The following is a 17630-nucleotide window of genomic DNA, read 5'->3' on the forward strand; positions in this document are numbered from 1 at the left end:
CTTTGTCCGAGATGGATGCTCGAAAGCCTTGTCAGCTTTCGGGCAGACTCCCGCTAATGGTAAATAATACGGATGTATCGGGGACAAAATGCGACATTGCAGCCGCTGAGATGTTCATGAATCAATAGGTAGAATTCACAATCGTCAGGAGAAATCTTATGCGTTGTTCTCATTCTGCCATTTATGCCGCCGGACTGTTTGCGCTCTCTGCCCTCACTGCAATCCCCGCTTTGGCCTGCAAGGACAAGACGGACTGTTCGTCGGGAGAAATCTGCTGCTTCAGCCCCATGGGCGGACGCGACCATCTTTCAAGCGGAGGCAAGATCGTGCAAGGCTATTGCGCGAAAGCGTCCGTTTGTGCGCGGGATGATGGCACATCAGTGGTCTATGGCGATGGTGCCGAATGCCCTGAAGGGCAAAGCATCAAGATCAAGACAACAGCTTCAGGTGCCAAGATCAAGGGTTGCTTCTAGTCATTGGCAACAAAGCCAATCGGCTTGCTGTTTCTCTTCAAGAAACAGCAAGCTTGCCCGCTCATGAGCGATAGCGGGCGCTGCTTTCCAGAAGATGCTTGGAATAGGGATGATCGGCCTGTTGATTGCGCATTTTGTCGACCGTCATCATCTCGACCAGCTCGCCATGTTGCATCACCGCGACATTGTCACACATGTGGCCGACGACGGACAGATCGTGCGACACCATCAAGTAGGTCAGATGGTGCTCGGCGCGAAGCTCGCACAGCAGATTGAGAATTTCTGCCTGGACAGAAACGTCCAGAGCCGAGGTCGGCTCATCAAGCAGCAAAATCTCTGGCTCTGGCGCCAGAGCGCGGGCGATGGCAACGCGCTGACGCTGGCCGCCGGACAGCTGATGAGGATAGCGGAAGCGGAAACTTGCCCCCAGGCCCACATCATCCAGCAACTTAGGGATCTTGGTGTCAATCTCCTTGAAGCCATGCAACTGCAAGGTTTCGCTCAGCACCCGGTCAACGGTATGGCGCGGGTGGAGCGATGCATAGGGATCCTGAAACACCATCTGAACGGTCTTGTAGAACCGTTTGCTCCGGCCCGTTCCCAGTTCTTTCTGATCGACAAGAATGCTGCCGCTGCAATTGGGAACAAGCCCGGTGATTGCGCGCAAGACGGTTGACTTGCCCGAGCCACTTTCGCCAACAAGCCCGAAACTGTCGCCCTGCTTCACGGAAAAGGAGACGGATTTGACAGCGTCGACCCGATCACTTCCTTCTCCGAACCAGACATTGAGATCAACAAGTTCAAGTGCATTCATCATAGGATCCCACTTACGCTTTCCTGGTCGCGCCACGCCGGATCGCGGTCAAGCGTCTCAAGGCGATCATGTTTGATATTGAGCTGCGGCATGGAGTTCAAGAGGCCGCGCGTGTAGGGGTGCCTTGCTTCTTCGAGCTTGCCTGCCTCGCAGATCTCGACGATGCGCCCCCCATACATGATGAGGATCCGGTCGCAGAAATTGGAAACCAGCCGCAAGTCATGGCTGATGAAAATCAGTCCCATGCCGCGGTCCCGCACCAGTTTGTCCATGATCTCCAGCACCTGAATTTGCACCGAGACATCGAGAGCGGAGGTCGGTTCATCGGCAATCAGGATCTTGGGGTTGGCAATGAGCATCATGGCGATCATGACCCGCTGTCCCATGCCGCCGGACAGTTCGTGAGGATAGGCCGAGAAGACCCTTTCAGGATCGCGGATAACGACGGCCTCGAGCATTTCCAGTGCCTTTTGCCGGGCCAGTTTGGAATCCACCTTTTCGTGGATCGAAAGAGCCTCGACGATCTGGGCACCGACACGCATCACCGGATTGAGGGAGTATTTCGGATCCTGCATGATCATCGAAATGTCCCGCCCGCGCAATTGACGCATCTGCTTTTCCGGCATGGATATGATGTCCTGGCCCATGATTTCCATGCGGTCGGCCTCGACGATGCCGGGCTTGCGGATAAGGCGGAGCAAAGCGCGCCCTGTCATGGATTTGCCAGAACCACTTTCCCCGACGATGCCAAGCCGTTCCTTGCCAAGCGAGAAGCTGATCCCGCGCACGGCATCAAACACGCCGGTACGGGTCGGGAACCGGACCCAGAGATTTTCTACATCAACCAGATTGCTCATCGGCCACTCTCCTTGGGATCAAGAACATCGCGCAAGCCATCGCCCAACAGGTTGAAGGCAAGGGAGACCATGAAAATGGCGATGCCGGGCATTGTGGCAACCCACCAGTGGTCGAGAATATATTTGCGGCCGCCGGATATCATGGCGCCCCATTCCGGTGAAGGAGGCTGCGCTCCCAGACCGAGGAAGCCGAGCCCTGCGGCGGTGAGGATGACACCGGCCATGTCGAGCGTCACCCGAATGACGAGCGAGGAGATGCAAAGCGGCCAGATATGCTTGGTGATGATGCGGAAGGGCCCTGCCCCCTGCAACTGGATCGCCTGAATGAAATCGGACTTGCGAATGGTCAGGGTTTCAGCGCGGGCGATACGGGCATAAGGCGGCCAGGAGGTGAGCGAGATGGCCAGAACGGCATTCTCGATCCCTGCCCCGAGGGCGGCGACGAAGGCCAGCGCCAGAACCAGCTTTGGAAAGGCGAGGAAGATGTCGGTGATCCGCATCAGGACCACATCGACCCAGCCGCCCACATAACCGGAAATCGTGCCGACGATCAGCCCCATGATCGGTGCGATGATCGCCACCAGCGTCACGATATAGAGCGTGATGCGCGAGCCATAGAGAAGACGGCTGAGGATGTCTCGGCCAAGGGAATCCGTGCCCAGCCAGTGGCTTCCAAAACCGAGCGGTTTCAACCGGTTCGCAAGATCCTGAGTGAATGGATCATGCGGGGCAAGGACAGGGGCGAAAATCGCAATGATGATCACCAGGATCAAGATGCCGAGGCCCGCCATGGCCAGGGTGTTGCGTCTCAATGCCAACCAGTTCTGATACCAGGCGGCCATGCGGGCGTGACGACGGGATGTCGGCACCTCGGCCAGCAACCAGTCTCGCAAGCCTTGTTTTTCTGTTTCTGCTGCTAAGCTCATCACATGGTCTCTTTTATTTGGCCCGAGGATCGAGCAGGCGATAAAGGATATCGGACAGAACATTGAGGCAGACAAACACCAGACCAACGACCACGGTTCCGCCCAGCACGGCGGCCATGTCTGCGGACAGCAGGGAGGTGGTGATATAACTGCCGATGCCGGGCCAGGAGAAGATCGTCTCTGTCAGCACAGACCCCTCCAGCAAGCCCGCATAGGAAAGCGCGATCACGGTGATCAGCTGAACGCCGATATTGCGGAAGGCATGTTGCCAGATCACGCGGCTTTCCGAGAGGCCCTTGACGCGAGCGGCGGTGACATATTCCGAATTGAGCTGCTCGAGCATGAAAGAGCGTGTCATGCGGCTGATATAGGCGAGCGAATAATAGCCCAGAATGGAGGCCGGCAGCACGATGTGCGAGAAGGCATTGTAAAAGACCTCGAAATCGCCCGCGAGCAGACTGTCAACGAGGATCATGCCTGTAACCGGCGGAATCAGATCTTCATAGAAGATATCAAGCCGTCCGGGGCCACCGACCCAGTCAAGAATACCGTAGAAAATCAGCAGCCCGACCAAGCCGATCCAGAAGACGGGAATGGAATAGCCTATCAGCGCCACGAAGCGGGCGATCTGGTCTATCCAGGTGCCGCGTTTGACGGCCGCCAAAACCCCCAGAGGGATACCGACGATGATACCGACAAGCGTGCCGATCGTGGCCAGCTCAAGGGTCGCGGGGAAAAAGCGCTTGATGTCTTCAAAGACAGGCATGCCGGTGCGAATGGATTCGCCAAGATCACCGTGGAAGACATCGTTCAGATAATAGAAGAACTGAACAAGCAACGGCTGATCCAGCCCAAGCGCGATATAGGTCGCGTCATATTGTTCCTGGGACGCGCGTTCGCCGACGATTGCCAACACCGGATCAACCGGCATGACACGTCCAATGATAAAGGTGATAAACAGCAATCCGACCATGGTCACCAGGATCGTCGACAGGGTCGAGACCGGCTTGCGCACAATGGGCGGAATGGACAGCCATTTACGCTGTCCATTCAAGTTTTTCATGATGAAGTTCCCAATCCGAAACTTAGTCTTTGGTGACTTGCCAGTAAGACGTGGTGGTGATAGCGCCACCGATCGAGAAGTTGTTCACACTGTCTTGCAAACCGGCCTGTTCGGTCTGCTGGAACATGATGCCGAACGGGCTGTCTTTCTGGAAATCTTTCTGAAGATCGAGATACATCTGTTTGCGTTTTTCAACGTCGTTCTCGACAACTGCGGCCAGGGTGCGTTCGGAATAGCCAGGGATATCCCAAGCGTTACGCCATGCCAGATAACCGGTGTTGCCAGCGTCGTCGGCATTGCCCGGGTTGAGGGCAAAGGTACCGGCGTTGGTGTTCGGATCCGGATAATCCGGGCCCCATGCACCAACATAGATGTCATGTTCGCGAGCACGATATTTATCAAGGGTCTGGGCACCGGTGCCGACCGTCAGGGACAGTTTCACGCCAGCCTTGCCCCATGTGTTCTGCAAGGACTGGGCAATGTCGATACGTTCCTGGGCTTCACGCACGATGGCATTGATTTCAAAGCCGTCCGGATAACCGGCTTCGGCGAGAAGAGCCTTGCCTTTTTCGATATCGAGCGAATAGGGATTATCTTCCAGAGCACCAAGATAGGTCAAAGGCAGGAAGGACTGATGAACGGAATACTGGCCCTTGAGGAAGCTGCTTGACATGCCTTCATAGTCGGTCAGATATTTCAGGGCTTCCAGAACCTTCGTGTTGGAAAGGATCTCGTTCTTCTGGTTGGCAGCCCAGTACATGATACGGCCACGCAATTCAGAATGGATCTTGAGGCCTTCCACTTCGCTGACGGCGGCAACATCTTCGGTGGAGAGGTTACGGGCAACGTCAACATCGCCTTTTTCCAGCAACAGGCGCTGGGATGCACTTTCGGCAACCTGACGAATGAAGATCTGTTTCATTGCAGGCGCGGCACCCCACCATTTCGGGTTGGCAGCCAGAACAACGCTTTCGTTCGGTTTCAGGCTTTTCAGCGTATAGGCGCCTGAGCCTGCACTGTGGTTGCGCAGCCAGTCATTGCCCAGATCGCCATCAACTTCATTTTCCATGACGAGCTTGCTGTCGACGATGGCAGCAACGTTTGCAGTCAGGCAGTTAAGCACGAAGGAAACGGCGTATGGCTTGTCGGTGGTGATGGAAAGGGTATAGTCGTCGGTTGCAACGATCTTTTCTTTCACATTTTCAGGCGTGAACCCGAACTGGCTGAGAATGAAGCTCGGCGTTTTGTTGAGCAGGATAACGCGTTGCAGGGAGAAGGCTGCATCCTTTGCGGTGATCGGATTGCCAGAGGCGAACTCGCGGCCTTCGGCGATCTTGAAAGTGATGGTCATGCCATCTTCGGAGACTTCCCAGCTGGACGCCAGATCCGGACCATATCCTGCTTCCAGATTCAGCGGATCGGTGTTGATCAGGAAGGAATAAACGTTGCGGTCGATTTCGTTGCCGGTGAATTCGAAGGACTGTGCCGGGTCAAGCGAAATGATGTCATCGATGCGCTCTGCGACAACAAGCACGCTCTTTGGCGTGGCTGCCATGGATGGCATCGCCGCCACGGTAACAACCGCTGCTGCTGCCAAAAGGGATAGTTTGAAATGTTTCATAGCTCTGTTCCTCTTGTTTCTTCCTCTGTTGGTGGTGCTTCCTTTTGCAAGGAGTTTGGTCAATCGGGCTTATGCCTCTGTCTTGACCGGGCTTTTCTTGGTGATTGAAGTTTATATTTCTTTCCAGGTCTTTTTGAGTACGCGCATCCAGTTGCCGTGACACAGCCTGGTCATCAGCTCCTCGCCATAGCCATGCTGTCGCATCGCTTCACGCAATGCAGGCAAACCGGAGAGGTCCTTGATGCCCTGGGGAATTTCCGCTCCGTCAAAATCGGAACCAAGACCGACGCGATCTTCGCCGAGCTTATCGATCAGATGGTCAAGATGACGCAGCATCGTATCAATTGAGGTATCGACATTCTGTTGCCCGTCCGGACGCAAGAAGACGACGGCGAAATTGAGCCCCACCATGCCATCGCTTTCGGCGATGATGCTGAGCTGACGGTCTGTCAGGTTACGCGCGTGGGGGCAAATGGCATACGCGTTGGAATGGGTGGCAACAATGGGCGCGTCGGTTATGGCGGCCAGATCGTCAAAGCCCTTCTCATTGAGGTGAGATACGTCGAGCATGACGCCGAGGCGATTGCATTCGGAGACCAGCTTCTTGCCAAGATCGGTCAGCCCCGGACCGGTATCGCCCGTGGACGGGTATCGGAAGGGCACGCCATGACCGAATATGGTCGGGCGGCTCCAAACCGGTCCGATGGACCTGAGGCCTGCCGCATAGAGCACTTCCAGCGTCTCGAAATTCTCGTCAATGGCTTCGGCCCCTTCCATGTGAAGGATGGCGGCGATTTCACCCCGCTCGAAGGCGGCCTCGATTTCGCCGGTGGATGTACAACCGGTCAGGAAGCCTGCCTTTTCGAGCTTTTTAAACGTAGCGACCTCGGAGAGAATGACCTTTATGGCGTCGTCCCACGCGATTCCGGGAGGCAATGGAATATCATAGGTGGGCTGATCCATCTTGTCTTCGTAGCTGCCTGCGATGGCGCCACCAAGATCGGTTGGTACATAAAGAGCGAAAAATCCTCCGCCAAAGCCCCCGGCCCTGGCCCTTGGAAAATCCATCTGGCCCGTCTCAACCCCATTCATGGCCGCATCAATCGTCAAGGTCTTGCGAAAGAAGCGTAAGAGAAAATCGTTATGACCGTCGAAAATGAGTGGGCTTGTAGTATTTGTCATGGGCAATCTGCATTATTATTTTGTTTTATGGGCTGTCTGTTCCGTAAGCGCCTCTAGTTAAAGAACATTCTCATTGTCCCAAATGTGAAACAGAACATCTCTTTCTCCCAGTCAATAGAATTGAGCATGAATGAACTCAATACGTTCGCAATTACAATGTCAAGAACTCATGCTTGGCAGAAGTAATATTTGGCTGTAGCCTTCAGCATGTGCTGTTTATTTTGGCAAGACATTGCGTTGAGCGAAATTGCCAGATCGTCCGTAAGGCCCTCAAATAGCGGCAAATCATGAAGTTGAGAAAAGGTCCGATGTTGCTCAATGATGAAATATTGAGCATTCTCATGAATTTTGATTATTTTTTCAACAGTAAGCAAAAGCTTTGGATATGTGCTTAATTTAATAGCAACATCGCACCGTTAGCGGCTGCCGTCGTCCGTTGTTGTATCAGCGAAAAAACTTTTATGCGACCAGAGCTTGCCCCACTTGCCGCGATAGTCAATCCCGCAAGCACCCGTGCCGCCGGGGCAATCCTGCCCGCACAACAACCAGAAGCATTCATGCCCCCGAGAAGCACCCACCAGCCTGCCCTTTCGCTCGCCATCACAGAGGATCGAGGACACAGTCCCTGCGCGCCAGGACAGACCCATCGGCTCATGAATTTGTCTGGAAACAGAGCAATAAAAAACGGGCCGTAGCCCGTTTTTGATGTGGTGCAATCGAATGCTTGTTAACGACTCGACTACGATTTCTGAGTGAGTAGATCATAAGATGAGGGAGAGAAAATTGCAATATTGAATTGTATTTGCTTCGAAGTTAACGTGGGTGAATACATGGCGGGAGGGAAGCTTATGCGTCTGGGGCTGGATATCGGTACGAATTCGATTGGCTGGTGGCTATACGGGCAGGATGAGGACGGACGGCTGCGTGACGTCATCGATGGCGGGGCTCGCATTTTCCATGACGGTCGGGACCCGAAATCAAAGGAGTCGCTTGCCAAGGATCGTCGCATTGCCCGGTCCATGCGGCGGCGGCGAGATCGCTATCTGCGGCGGCGCAAGAGCTTGATGTGCAAGTTGGCCGAAAGCGGCCTGATGCCGCAATTGCCCGAAGAGCAGAAAGCGCTTGAGCAGCTTGACCCTTATGAACTCAGAGCGAAAGGCCTGGATGAAAAGCTGTCGCTGACAGAGCTGGGGCGCGCCTTCTTTCATCTCAATCAGCGGCGCGGCTTCAAATCGAACAGAAAAACCGACGGGCGTGACAATGAAGCGGGCGCGATCAAGTCTGCCACCGCCCGCCTTGAAATGAAAATGGCGGAAAGCGGAGCGCGGACCTATGGCGAATATCTGCATCTGATCCGGCAGACCGCTGCCGATCAGCGACATGTTCCGACCGTCCGGGCGCGCCTGACCCTCAGGCACAATGACGAGACCGACAAGGAGGAAATGGGATATGACATCTATCCGTCTCGTGCGCATCTGGAGGAAGAGTTTGAAAAGCTCTGGAAGGCTCAGGCTTCCTTTCATGCCAAAACGCTCACAGATGCCTTGCATGACGAGTTGTTCGAGACGATTTTCTTCCAGCGTCCGTTGAAAGCGCCCGAAGTGGGCCGTTGCTTTTTCTATCCGGAGCAAGACAAGCGTCTGGCCAAGGCACATCCGCTCTTTCAGCAGCGTGTCCTTTTTGAAACGGTCAACCAGCTGCAAATCCAGGCGCCCGGCCAGCCAAAACGATCCCTCACGCGGGACGAAAGGGACAAGCTTGTTCTGAAGCTGAACAGCAAGGAGGCCAAAGCGCCCTCCTCTGCCAATATCAGCTTCGTCCAGCTTCGGAAAACCCTTGGACTGCGTGCCGATGAGCATTTTTCCATTGAAAGCGAAAGCCGCAAGGGCATCGACTGCGACAAGGTTCGCGCCATCATGATGCACAAGGAGCGCTTTGGCCCCAAATGGACCGAGCTGGACTGGAAACAGCAATGGGACATTATTGAAAAACGCCAAGCGATCGAAAGCGATGCCGAGTTTGACGCTTTTTGTGATTGGCTGGTTGCGCAATACAAGCTCTTGCCAGAGCAGAGCAAGGCCGTTGCTTCCGCTCCTCTGCCAGAGGGCTACGGGACGCATTGGCCTTATGGCAACAGAGCATCTGGTTCCCTTGCTCAAGGAAGAGGTCATCACCTATGCGGCGGCCTGCAAAGAGCTTTTCGGCTATCATTCCGACACAAGAACCGGTGAAGTGTTCGACGCGTTGCCTTACTATGGCGAAATCTTGCAGCGCCATGTCATTCCCGGATCATCCAATCCCAAGGATGACGACATCACCCGTTTCGGGCGCATAACCAACCCCACGGTTCATATCGGTCTGAACCAGCTGCGCCGGCTTCTCAACCGGATTATCAGGCAATATGGCTTGCCCGACCAGATCGTCGTGGAGCTGGCGCGGGACCTGAAACTGTCGAGAGATCAGAAGGCGGAGGTCAACAGGACCATCGCCAAGAATACCAAGGCAGCGATTGCAAGAGGCAAGCAGCTTGAGGATATAGGCCAGCGCAATATCGGGGCAAACCGGCTGTTGCTGAGACTGTGGGAAGATTCTGAGCGATGATGTGCTGCATAGACGTTGCCCCTATTCAGGCGTCCAGATCAGCGAGACGATGCTGTTTGATGGTTCGTGCGATGTCGACCACATCTTGCCCTATTCGCGCACGCTTGATGATTCCATGGCGAACAAGACGATTTGTCTGCGCTCTGCCAACAGGGACAAGACCAACAAGTCCCCCTGGGAGAGATGGGGGCAACACCGCCCAGTGGCAGAAGATCGAGCCGCTGATTGCCCATATGCCCAAGAACAAGCGCTGGCGTTTTGCGCCCGATGCGATGGAACGCTTTGAAGACGAAAAGGGATTCCTTGACCGACAACTGGTCGATACGCAATATCTCTCGCGCATTGCAAGGGAATATCTGTCCTGCCTGTATCCCGAAAAGGGCGAAGGCAGCAGCCATATTTGGGTCGTGCCGGGCAGACTGACCGAAATGCTGCGCCGTCATTGGGGGTTGAATTTTGATCTCTCCGTGAGTGAGGCGGGAACCTCCAAGGCAAAGGATCGAACCGATCACAGACATCATGCCATTGATGCCGCCGTCATTGCCGCAACAGACCGGAGCCTGATCAAGGCCATTCAACATGCGTCCGGACGTCGGGAAGATCTGGACCTTGATGATGTGATCGGCGACATTCAGCCACCATTCGAGCATTTTCGCGACAAGGTCCGTCAGCGACTGGATCAAATGGTCGTCAGCCATCGGACCGATCATGGCAGCATCAAGCCGTCCAGCAACCCCAAGGGATATGACAGCACGTCCGGCCAGTTGCATAACGACACCGCCTATGGCCTCACCGAAGAAATGAGCACGGGCGGCGTTCAGCTGGTCGTGACACGCAAACCACTGGCCAATCTGGGCAGGAACGATATCCGAAAAAATCAGGGATCCGGATTTGCAGGCCCTGTTGTGGGATGCCGTGCGAGATGTGGCTGACAGCGACATTCCCAAGGCACTTGATGAGTTCAGTCGAAAAGAAGGCCCCTATCAGGGGGTGCGGAGAGTTCGTCTCATCATGCCGCTCAAGACGATTCCCATCCATGATGGGAAAGGCAGGGCCTATAAGGGCTACAAGGGGGACAGCAACCATTGCTATGAGATCTGGCAAATGCCGGATGGCAAATGGGAACGGGTTGTTTACACGACCTATGAAGCCAACAAGATGGGAACGGACAAGAAACCTCACCCGGCCGCCAGGCGCGTGATGCGGCTTCACAAGAAAGATGCATTGCTGCTTGATCATCCCAAAACGGGGCCCGCGGTCATGATCATCGCAAAGTTGAGCGAACAGAGACTTGATCTGGTCGCCCATAACGAGGCGAATGCCGATGCGAGAAGCAGATCGAAAGACGATCCTCTCGACTATGTGCGCGTGTCTGTTTCCTCTTTGCAGAAATACAATGCCCGGCAGGTCTTCGTCGATGAAATCGGCAAATTAAGGGTAAAATCATAAAATACCACCCTTGATGGCAATCGGTGCTATCATGGGAGCTGTTGGCCAGAAATGTCGAGCAACTCCCATGGACCAGATTGTAGAAGTCGCCAGCGATAATCGACACCTGAAAAAGGAGCGCGGTTTTCTTGTCGTGTGCGAAGGCCACAAGGAAATCGGGCGCGTTCCGCTGGATGGCATCCTTGCCGTGCTCATCCACGCCCATGGTGTGACCTACTCCAATAATCTGCTTGTGGCTCTGGCGGCTCAAGGATCGCTTGTCGTGCTATGCGGAGCGAACCATGCCCCATCTGCGGTCATGATGCCGCTTGAAACCAACAGCTTGCAAGGCGCAAGAACAAGAGCCCAATGGGATGCCGGCAAACCCCTCATCAAACAGCTCTGGAAGCAGATAGTCAGGCAAAAAATCCTCGCTCAAGCCGATTGCCTTGCGGCTTTCCATCTGCCGGACGCTCCTGTGCGCTCCCTTGTCCGCTCTGTCAGATCTGGCGACGAAGGCAATGTCGAGGCGCAAGCGGCTCGTCGCTACTGGAGGCAATTGATGGGCAAGGATTTCCGCAGAGACATCGGAGCGGTGGGCCACAATTCTCAGCTTAATTATGGCTATACGATCCTGCGTTCCATGGTGATGCGGGCCATTGTCAGCGCCGGTCTCAACCCGACCATTGGTGTGTTTCACAGCAACCGGGGCAACGCCTTCGCATTGGCGGACGATCTTGTGGAGCCTTTCAGGCCAATTGTGGACGCGCTTGTTCTGCATTGCAAACATAAGGGGATAGAGGACCTGACCCCCGAGTTGAAGCAGCAATTTTCGCGCATCACTCGTCTGGATGTCGAAACCGACGATATTTTGTGCCCGCTCGGGCAAGCGGCACACAGGCTCGTTCTGAGCCTTGTCAATGCCTATGAAAAACAGGAAACGCGTCTTGTCTATCCCAAATTTCCATCCGCTTTGGAAATCGCCTCGCTGAATGAGGCATAGGGACATGACGGCAACTTATTTGAGTGGGTACAGAGTTTTGTGGATTTTGGTAATGTTCGATCTGCCGACCGACACGAAAAAACAGCGCAAAGCCGCAACAAAATTCAGGGAGTTTTTGCTCGACGAAGGTTTTGAGCGGAGCCAGTTTTCGGTGTATGCTCGATTTGTCAGTGGAAAAGAGGGATTCGATACCCGCGTTCGTCGGGTGGAGAGGAATTTGCCGCCTGAAGGCGATGTCCAGATCCTGCAATTCACCGACAAGCAATATGAGAATATGATTCGTTTCTATGATCAGGGGCGGCAAAAGTCGCAGAAAAAACATGATCAATTGGCGTTGTTTTAAGCCGAAACCATCATTTTCGGCACACCCAGACATGGAAGTGTCTGTATGTTTTCAGACACTTACCAGAACTCCAATTGTAGCTTCTCAGAAATCGTAGTCCAGCCGCAACGTTGGTGGCTGCGTTGTCATCAGAGGATCTATTGTAGCTTCTCAGAAATCGTAGTCCAGCCGCAACTTGTCCTAGAACGAAGATTGTTTGGCAATGATTGTAGCTTCTCAGAAATCGTAGTCCAGCCGCAACTAGGACTGCCAGAATTAACATTCTCATCTGAATTGTAGCTTCTCAGAAATCGTAGTCCAGCCGCAACATAGCCAATCCAATGAGCGCAACCGGCTCGATTGTAGCTTCTCAGAAATCGTAGTCCAGCCGCAACTGAACATTAATCATTTAGTGGTTAATGTCTGATTGTAGCTTCTCAGAAATCGTAGTCCAGCCGCAACCATCACGCCATCGGTCGGTCAGGCGGTTTTATTGTAGCTTCTCAGAAATCGTAGTCCAGCCGCAACAACCTTCACGTCTTTGCCTCTGTGGTTTTTATTGTAGCTTCTCAGAAATCGTAGTCCAGCCGCAACCGCCAGCTTCAAAGGGCATGCTGGTGGTCGATTGTAGCTTCTCAGAAATCGTAGTCCAGCCGCAACTGTGACCGTGACGGTTGATTATGGTGATCCATTGTAGCTTCTCAGAAATCGTAGTCCAGCCGCAACACCACGAGACGCGCAAAGACAGGATTTTGAATTGTAGCTTCTCAGAAATCGTAGTCCAGCCGCAACCCCGGCCCGGCAAGGCTGTTACCAACATGAATTGTAGCTTCTCAGAAATCGTAGTCCAGCCGCAACGGCACCGATTTTGCACTGTCAGCCAATATATTGTAGCTTCTCAGAAATCGTAGTCCAGCCGCAACAGCGAGAGATTCCCAATCTTGATAATCATGATTGTAGCTTCTCAGAAATCGTAGTCCAGCCGCAACTTGCCGCAACACCCGAAGTTTAGCGGGTACATTGTAGCTTCTCAGAAATCGTAGTCCAGCCGCAACTTCTCGGACGGGCTCGTGTCGGCGGGCAAATTGTAGCTTCTCAGAAATCGTAGTCCAGCCGCAACAGCAGAAGCTTTGAGCTTTTCCAATTCCCTATTGTAGCTTCTCAGAAATCGTAGTCCAGCCGCAACCCGCAAGGGCAAGGAAAAGGCCGCAACATACATTGTAGCTTCTCAGAAATCGTAGTCCAGCCGCAACGCCCAAGTCAGGACCATGGTTACAAAGGTGAATTGTAGCTTCTCAGAAATCGTAGTCCAGCCGCAACTTCGAAGAGCAGCGAGACATCATGTATTTCATTGTAGCTTCTCAGAAATCGTAGTCCAGCCGCAACTGCCGTGATTACCGACTTGTGTTGGACGCGATTGTAGCTTCTCAGAAATCGTAGTCCAGCCGCAACTTGGCAAGCTGGTGGGGGCGGGAGCCTTGAATTGTAGCTTCTCAGAAATCGTAGTCCAGCCGCAACGAGGCATTGGCCCGTTACTCTGCGGGTAGATTGTAGCTTCTCAGAAATCGGTGTCCAGCTGCTGTCTGGAGTGGTCAACCGTCTTGAGCGCGTAAAAAGGGGCTGCCAGAGCAGCCCCTTTCTTTTTTAGGGATCTTATCCGGGCCCCTAGAGGGTCCAGCCGTGATCAACCACGGTGCAGCGGCCGGTGACGGCGCGCGATTCATCGCAGGCATAATAGAGAATTGCATAAGCCTGATCGATGACGTCGGATTCGGGCAAAGACGTATCCATATGACGCCCGGTAATTTCGCGCATTTCCTGATCGAACGTGGCAAGTTTTTCAGGGGTGTTCAGCTCGGTAGGGGTCGGTCCGGGAGCGGTCGCGTTGCAACGAATGCCTGTACCGGCATACTGAATAGCAATGTTTTTGGTCATGCCAAGAACCGCAGACTTGGTTGCAGAATAAGCAATCCCGGCGCTGCCATAAACACCACCGATAGAAGAGACGTTGACGATGGAGCCGTATTTGGCGTCCACCATGTGCGGCAGAACTTCACGGCACATCCAGAACAGGCTGGTCTGGTTCATCAACACGACATGATTCCAGAAGTCGTCATCGGTTGCGACACAGGATTTATGCATGTCGGCGATGCCGGCATTGTTGACGAGAATGTCAATCTTGCCAAACGCCTCGATGGTTTTTGCGACGAGATTCTTGCAATCTTCAAGCTTGCCGACGTCGGTTTTGACAGCCAGAGCCTTGCCACCTTCAGCTACGATTTTCGCAGCCATTTCTTTCATTTTCTCTTCGCGACGAGCAGCAAGAACAACGGTTGCGCCTTCTCTGGCGAACAGAAGAGCTGTGCTTTCACCGATACCGGCACTCGCGCCGGTTATAATGGCAACTTTGCCTTCAAGACGGGCCATTTTTATCCTCCATGGGAGAGCAGGAAATCCTGCATCTTTGTCAGTTACAAAAAAGCAGGCGGTATCAACAATGGTGTCGATACCGCCTGCATCAAATCATACTAGGCGAGACGGCAATTATTTGATTGGGGTCTCTGCTTCGCCACCGCCGATACGTGGGCGAACGACTTTGCCTTCTTTTTCTGCCGCACGAACCAGAGCAGCTTCTTCTTTTGCCTGATCCCAGAAAGTTGCTTCGTGTGGAGAGTGATCGGTTGCGGTCACGAACATTTCGGTAGCGAATGCGTTGCGCAGTTCGTTTGCAATGTCTTCTTTCCAAGGTTTGCGGATCTGCTGAGTGGTCATGCGGCGGGTAACGCGGGTACCGGTCTGCATGATCAGTTCAGCAATTTCCCAGGCACGCTCGTATGCAGCATCAACGTCTTCGCAGATTTCGTTGACCATGCCATATTCGAGAGCTTTACGAGCGGTGATGATTTCACCGGTCAGCTCGGCATATGCGAAGCGTTTGCGGCCCATCAGTTCGCGCCATGCGATCTGGATACCGTCGCCAGGAACCATGTTGGTGCGGAAGTGCATTTCGGTGGTCCATGCATCTTCGGTGCAAAGGGTGATGTCGGAGAAGAGAACCAGGTCGGAGTGGAAGGTCGCGCCACACCAGACACCAATGGTTGGAACTTCTACGTCGAATACCTGGCCTTCGATGTCGTTGGTGCCATCATAGTACTGATATTCGTACATTTTCCAGGATTCTTCAGGCTCGGAACCGAACTCGGTAGCAGGCAGCCAGTTGCCCTGTTCGTCAACGCGGCCGATGCCTTTGAAGGTGTCCGGGCCGATACCGCCGAGGATGATGACTTCGTTGTCCGGGTCGCGACCAGCCCAATCGAAGAAATAGTGCAGACCCTGGTGCAGAGGAGCACCCCACTGGATCGGACCGCCGTTGGTGTGCATTTTTGCTTCCAGGATGCCGTCACGACGGGTCATCTTGATGCAGCTTTTCAGCTTTTCGGAATATTCTTCAAATGGCATGTGAGGGATGGTGCCGAGTTCTTTATGGGAGAACTCTTTGCGTTTCGAAGAATCGTTCTCGTAGTTTGCTTTAATGACCATTCCGTTTACTCCTTTTGGCGGAAATTGAATCTCTATACTTCGGAAAAAGCGGCATAATCAGAAAGAAACGTCCTCTATTCTTCCCGGTTACTATTTTTTCCGAGCATATATGCAAGTTTTGCCTCGCATGTTGCTTTACAAGCTATCATTTAGTTTGTAGGCGCTGAAATTCTTTTTGATTTTTTGGCTATGTCCATTTGTAATAACCACATTCACCAGAGCCGTGCAGTACGGAGTTAACGCATTGAAATACAATATAAATTTCCGCACCAAAATCATGCTTTTGCGGAAAATGCCCTTCATTTGAGGCCAAACAGCTTTTAAAATAAAAAAATCGCCCCGGAAAGTTTCCCCAAGTTTTTTTGGGCTTTCCGAGGCGCGGATTTCAAATAGAAAAATCAGGGTCTGATTAGCCTATCTTTTTGTTGTCCAGTCGCCAGATCATGATTGCTGCAATCAGATTGATGACAATATAGATGCTGTAGGCGCCAGAATAGCCACCAAGATAGGTGAGGCCAAAAGCGAGCACAGCAAAGGCAAAAGAGCGCACGATAGACTGTATGGGATTGATGATGCCCCATGCCTTGATGAAGGTTCCCCGGTGAAACTTGGTTGCAACAATGGACGTTGCCAGATTGCCGCAACCACCAATGCCAAAGCCGATCATGAATACGGATATCCAGAGCGTGATTTCATTCAACTCGAACACGTTGAGAATGAGGGCTGCGATATACCAGAAGGAATATACCAGCGAAGCATTGCGGGTGCCGATTTTCTGATCCAGCCATCCCCAGGCATAAGAGCCGATCACGCCGACAAGCGCGGCAATGGTCAAATAGGAAATTGCCGTATTCAGATCATAGCCGATCGCCATGAGGCGAGGAACCAACTGGCTGACAAGGCCAACCGTGACCATATAAAGAGCGCCATAGGCAAAGCCAACCAGCCAGACGTCTTTCATCGCCAGCATTTGTCTGGTGCTGAACGGGCAGACATATTCTCGGTGCTGGCGAGCGCTTTCGACGATCTGCTCGGCTGTCATGGGATCATTATCGGGAGCGACACCTGCTTCCTCCGGGGTGTTGCGCGCGAAAGAACCAATGAGAAGCATCAGAACCAGAATGATTGCGGAAATGCCCCAGAAGGCATGCTCTGTGCCAAGAGACGACAGAAACCAGGCCATGACCGGGACAAACAGGGCGGTTGAGAAATTCTGCCCCATGGTTGACCATCCCAAGGCCAGCCCCTTCTTGCGGGGGAACCAGCTTGCGATCATCGCGTTGCCGCCAATATGCGCATATCCCGTGGCGCAGAAGCAAACCGCGGAAAAGAGCACAAAGAATCCAAGCATCGTGCCCCATACGCCAAGGAAACCAAAGCAGACCGCCGTGATTGCCAAGCCGATCAGGATTGCTATTTTTGCTCCATATTTCTGGGAAATCCATGCAAAGACGGGAGCGGCAGGAATCGAAAATAATGTCGCCGGGGTCGCCCAGGCGAGCATCGAATTATAGTCAAGCTTGAAAGTAGAAGACAGAGCCCCAAGGATGACGTTCAGTCCGTCAACTGTCGTTCCGGTATTGATCCAGAATAACAATCCTGAAAAGACAATCATTGTCCATCCACGTCGTCCGAAATTGCTTTTAAGATCGTTTGACGCTGTTGCCGAGTTTTCAAGTGTGCCGCGACTCCTCCCTGCGGCTTGGGCATTTTCCTCAAGCATATCGATTTCCTTTGCGTGCTTGTATGGATCCTCTTCATCCCGCACGCTTTGCCTGTTTTGGGTCCATCAAAACAGAT

The 17630-nt window shown here is 53.3% G+C and carries 16 protein-coding genes, 1 pseudogene and 1 CRISPR repeat array; of the genes and pseudogenes, 8 read left to right on the top strand and 9 right to left on the bottom strand.

Features of this window, described 5'->3' with window-relative positions; genetic code table 11:
• Positions 1–158 precede the first annotated feature (158 nt).
• Positions 159–473 carry a hypothetical protein gene (locus ACHZB8_RS05600; RefSeq protein ID WP_316859260.1) on the top strand — a complete coding sequence of 105 codons (315 nt, stop codon included), beginning with the start codon at positions 159–161 and terminating at the stop codon, positions 471–473.
• A 61-nt stretch (positions 474–534) separates the two neighbouring features.
• On the opposite strand, the gene ACHZB8_RS05605 is transcribed toward ACHZB8_RS05600, so the two are convergent.
• The 6 genes from ACHZB8_RS05605 to ACHZB8_RS05630 form a co-directional block, all read right to left on the bottom strand.
• The gene (locus ACHZB8_RS05605) at positions 535–1290 is read right to left on the bottom strand and encodes an ABC transporter ATP-binding protein (RefSeq protein ID WP_316859262.1); all 756 of its coding nucleotides are present in this window, start codon (positions 1288–1290) and stop codon (positions 535–537) included.
• Positions 1287–2144, bottom strand: a complete 858-nt coding sequence (locus tag ACHZB8_RS05610; protein ID WP_316859264.1) for an ABC transporter ATP-binding protein — start codon at positions 2142–2144, stop codon at positions 1287–1289. Before ACHZB8_RS05610 ends, ACHZB8_RS05605 begins: the two co-directional genes overlap by 4 nt.
• Complete coding sequence (nikC, locus tag ACHZB8_RS05615; protein WP_316859266.1) at positions 2141–3070, bottom strand: nickel transporter permease; 930 nt, start codon at positions 3068–3070, stop codon at positions 2141–2143. The genes ACHZB8_RS05610 and nikC overlap by 4 nt, the downstream gene beginning before the upstream one ends.
• Positions 3071–3083: 13 nt before the next feature.
• Positions 3084–4133 (bottom strand): ABC transporter permease, encoded by a 1050-nt coding sequence (locus ACHZB8_RS05620; RefSeq protein ID WP_316859268.1) that lies wholly within the window; start codon positions 4131–4133, stop codon positions 3084–3086.
• Between the two features lie 22 nt (positions 4134–4155).
• Positions 4156–5754, bottom strand: a complete 1599-nt coding sequence (locus ACHZB8_RS05625; protein ID WP_316859270.1) for an ABC transporter substrate-binding protein — start codon at positions 5752–5754, stop codon at positions 4156–4158.
• 111 nt (positions 5755–5865) lie between these two features.
• The gene (locus ACHZB8_RS05630; protein ID WP_316859271.1) at positions 5866–6936 is read right to left on the bottom strand and encodes a dipeptidase; all 1071 of its coding nucleotides are present in this window, start codon (positions 6934–6936) and stop codon (positions 5866–5868) included.
• A gap of 848 nt (positions 6937–7784) precedes the next feature.
• On the opposite strand from ACHZB8_RS05630, the gene cas9 (ACHZB8_RS05635) reads away from it, so the two are divergent.
• From cas9 (ACHZB8_RS05635) to cas2, 7 genes and pseudogenes are all read left to right on the top strand, one after another.
• Positions 7785–9167, top strand: coding sequence for a type II CRISPR RNA-guided endonuclease Cas9 (cas9, locus tag ACHZB8_RS05635; RefSeq protein ID WP_316859272.1), 1383 nt, complete (start codon positions 7785–7787; stop codon positions 9165–9167).
• Positions 9064–9537 carry a hypothetical protein gene (locus tag ACHZB8_RS05640; RefSeq protein ID WP_316859274.1) on the top strand — a complete coding sequence of 158 codons (474 nt, stop codon included), beginning with the start codon at positions 9064–9066 and terminating at the stop codon, positions 9535–9537. The genes cas9 (ACHZB8_RS05635) and ACHZB8_RS05640 overlap by 104 nt, the downstream gene beginning before the upstream one ends.
• A gap of 1 nt (position 9538) precedes the next feature.
• Positions 9539–9703: pseudogene (locus ACHZB8_RS05645) on the top strand (HNH endonuclease domain-containing protein); the annotation flags it as partial.
• A complete protein-coding gene (gene cas9 / locus ACHZB8_RS05650) occupies positions 9645–10469 on the top strand; it encodes a type II CRISPR RNA-guided endonuclease Cas9 (protein ID WP_394706124.1) in 825 nt (274 codons plus the stop codon). The pseudogene ACHZB8_RS05645 and the gene cas9 (ACHZB8_RS05650), both read left to right, overlap by 59 nt.
• Positions 10429–10986 (top strand): hypothetical protein, encoded by a 558-nt coding sequence (locus ACHZB8_RS05655; RefSeq protein WP_316859276.1) that lies wholly within the window; start codon positions 10429–10431, stop codon positions 10984–10986. Before cas9 (ACHZB8_RS05650) ends, ACHZB8_RS05655 begins: the two co-directional genes overlap by 41 nt.
• Positions 10987–11053: 67 nt before the next feature.
• Positions 11054–11968, top strand: a complete 915-nt coding sequence (gene cas1, locus ACHZB8_RS05660; protein ID WP_316859277.1) for a type II CRISPR-associated endonuclease Cas1 — start codon at positions 11054–11056, stop codon at positions 11966–11968.
• A gap of 52 nt (positions 11969–12020) precedes the next feature.
• The gene (gene cas2, locus ACHZB8_RS05665; protein WP_316859278.1) at positions 12021–12311 is read left to right on the top strand and encodes a CRISPR-associated endonuclease Cas2; all 291 of its coding nucleotides are present in this window, start codon (positions 12021–12023) and stop codon (positions 12309–12311) included.
• A 73-nt stretch (positions 12312–12384) separates the two neighbouring features.
• A CRISPR array of direct repeats spans positions 12385–13873; the repeat unit is 36 nt; unit sequence ATTGTAGCTTCTCAGAAATCGTAGTCCAGCCGCAAC.
• Between the two features lie 82 nt (positions 13874–13955).
• On the opposite strand, the gene ACHZB8_RS05670 is transcribed toward cas2, so the two are convergent.
• The 3 genes from ACHZB8_RS05670 to ACHZB8_RS05680 all read right to left on the bottom strand — a co-directional run bounded on the left by ACHZB8_RS05670 (position 13956) and on the right by ACHZB8_RS05680 (position 17553).
• Entirely contained in the window at positions 13956–14717 is a 762-nt protein-coding gene (locus tag ACHZB8_RS05670) for an SDR family NAD(P)-dependent oxidoreductase (RefSeq protein WP_316859279.1), read from the bottom strand.
• Positions 14718–14834: 117 nt separating this feature from the next.
• Positions 14835–15830 (bottom strand): enoyl-CoA hydratase/isomerase family protein, encoded by a 996-nt coding sequence (locus ACHZB8_RS05675; RefSeq protein ID WP_316859280.1) that lies wholly within the window; start codon positions 15828–15830, stop codon positions 14835–14837.
• 409 nt (positions 15831–16239) lie between these two features.
• Positions 16240–17553, bottom strand: a complete 1314-nt coding sequence (locus tag ACHZB8_RS05680) for an MFS transporter (protein ID WP_316859281.1) — start codon at positions 17551–17553, stop codon at positions 16240–16242.
• Positions 17554–17630 lie beyond the last annotated feature (77 nt).

Origin of the sequence: uncultured Cohaesibacter sp. (genome assembly GCF_963556055.3) — a bacterium.
Classification (GTDB): domain Bacteria; phylum Pseudomonadota; class Alphaproteobacteria; order Rhizobiales; family Cohaesibacteraceae; genus Cohaesibacter.

Bases quoted from the DNA above. Each gene is read 5' to 3' on its own strand.
- ACHZB8_RS05600 (WP_316859260.1), top strand. From the start codon at position 159: ATGCGTTGTTCTCATTCTGCCATTTATGCCGCCGGACTGTTTGCGCTC.
- ACHZB8_RS05605 (WP_316859262.1), bottom strand. From the start codon at position 1,290: ATGATGAATGCACTTGAACTTGTTGATCTCAATGTCTGGTTCGGAGAA.
- ACHZB8_RS05610 (WP_316859264.1), bottom strand. From the start codon at position 2,144: ATGAGCAATCTGGTTGATGTAGAAAATCTCTGGGTCCGGTTCCCGACC.
- nikC (WP_316859266.1), bottom strand. From the start codon at position 3,070: ATGAGCTTAGCAGCAGAAACAGAAAAACAAGGCTTGCGAGACTGGTTG.
- ACHZB8_RS05620 (WP_316859268.1), bottom strand. From the start codon at position 4,133: ATGAAAAACTTGAATGGACAGCGTAAATGGCTGTCCATTCCGCCCATT.
- ACHZB8_RS05625 (WP_316859270.1), bottom strand. From the start codon at position 5,754: ATGAAACATTTCAAACTATCCCTTTTGGCAGCAGCAGCGGTTGTTACC.
- ACHZB8_RS05630 (WP_316859271.1), bottom strand. From the start codon at position 6,936: ATGACAAATACTACAAGCCCACTCATTTTCGACGGTCATAACGATTTT.
- cas9 (WP_316859272.1), top strand. From the start codon at position 7,785: ATGCGTCTGGGGCTGGATATCGGTACGAATTCGATTGGCTGGTGGCTA.
- ACHZB8_RS05640 (WP_316859274.1), top strand. From the start codon at position 9,064: ATGGCAACAGAGCATCTGGTTCCCTTGCTCAAGGAAGAGGTCATCACC.
- cas9 (WP_394706124.1), top strand. From the start codon at position 9,645: ATGATTCCATGGCGAACAAGACGATTTGTCTGCGCTCTGCCAACAGGG.
- cas1 (WP_316859277.1), top strand. From the start codon at position 11,054: ATGGACCAGATTGTAGAAGTCGCCAGCGATAATCGACACCTGAAAAAG.
- cas2 (WP_316859278.1), top strand. From the start codon at position 12,021: ATGTTCGATCTGCCGACCGACACGAAAAAACAGCGCAAAGCCGCAACA.
- ACHZB8_RS05670 (WP_316859279.1), bottom strand. From the start codon at position 14,717: ATGGCCCGTCTTGAAGGCAAAGTTGCCATTATAACCGGCGCGAGTGCC.
- ACHZB8_RS05675 (WP_316859280.1), bottom strand. From the start codon at position 15,830: ATGGTCATTAAAGCAAACTACGAGAACGATTCTTCGAAACGCAAAGAG.
- ACHZB8_RS05680 (WP_316859281.1), bottom strand. From the start codon at position 17,553: ATGCTTGAGGAAAATGCCCAAGCCGCAGGGAGGAGTCGCGGCACACTT.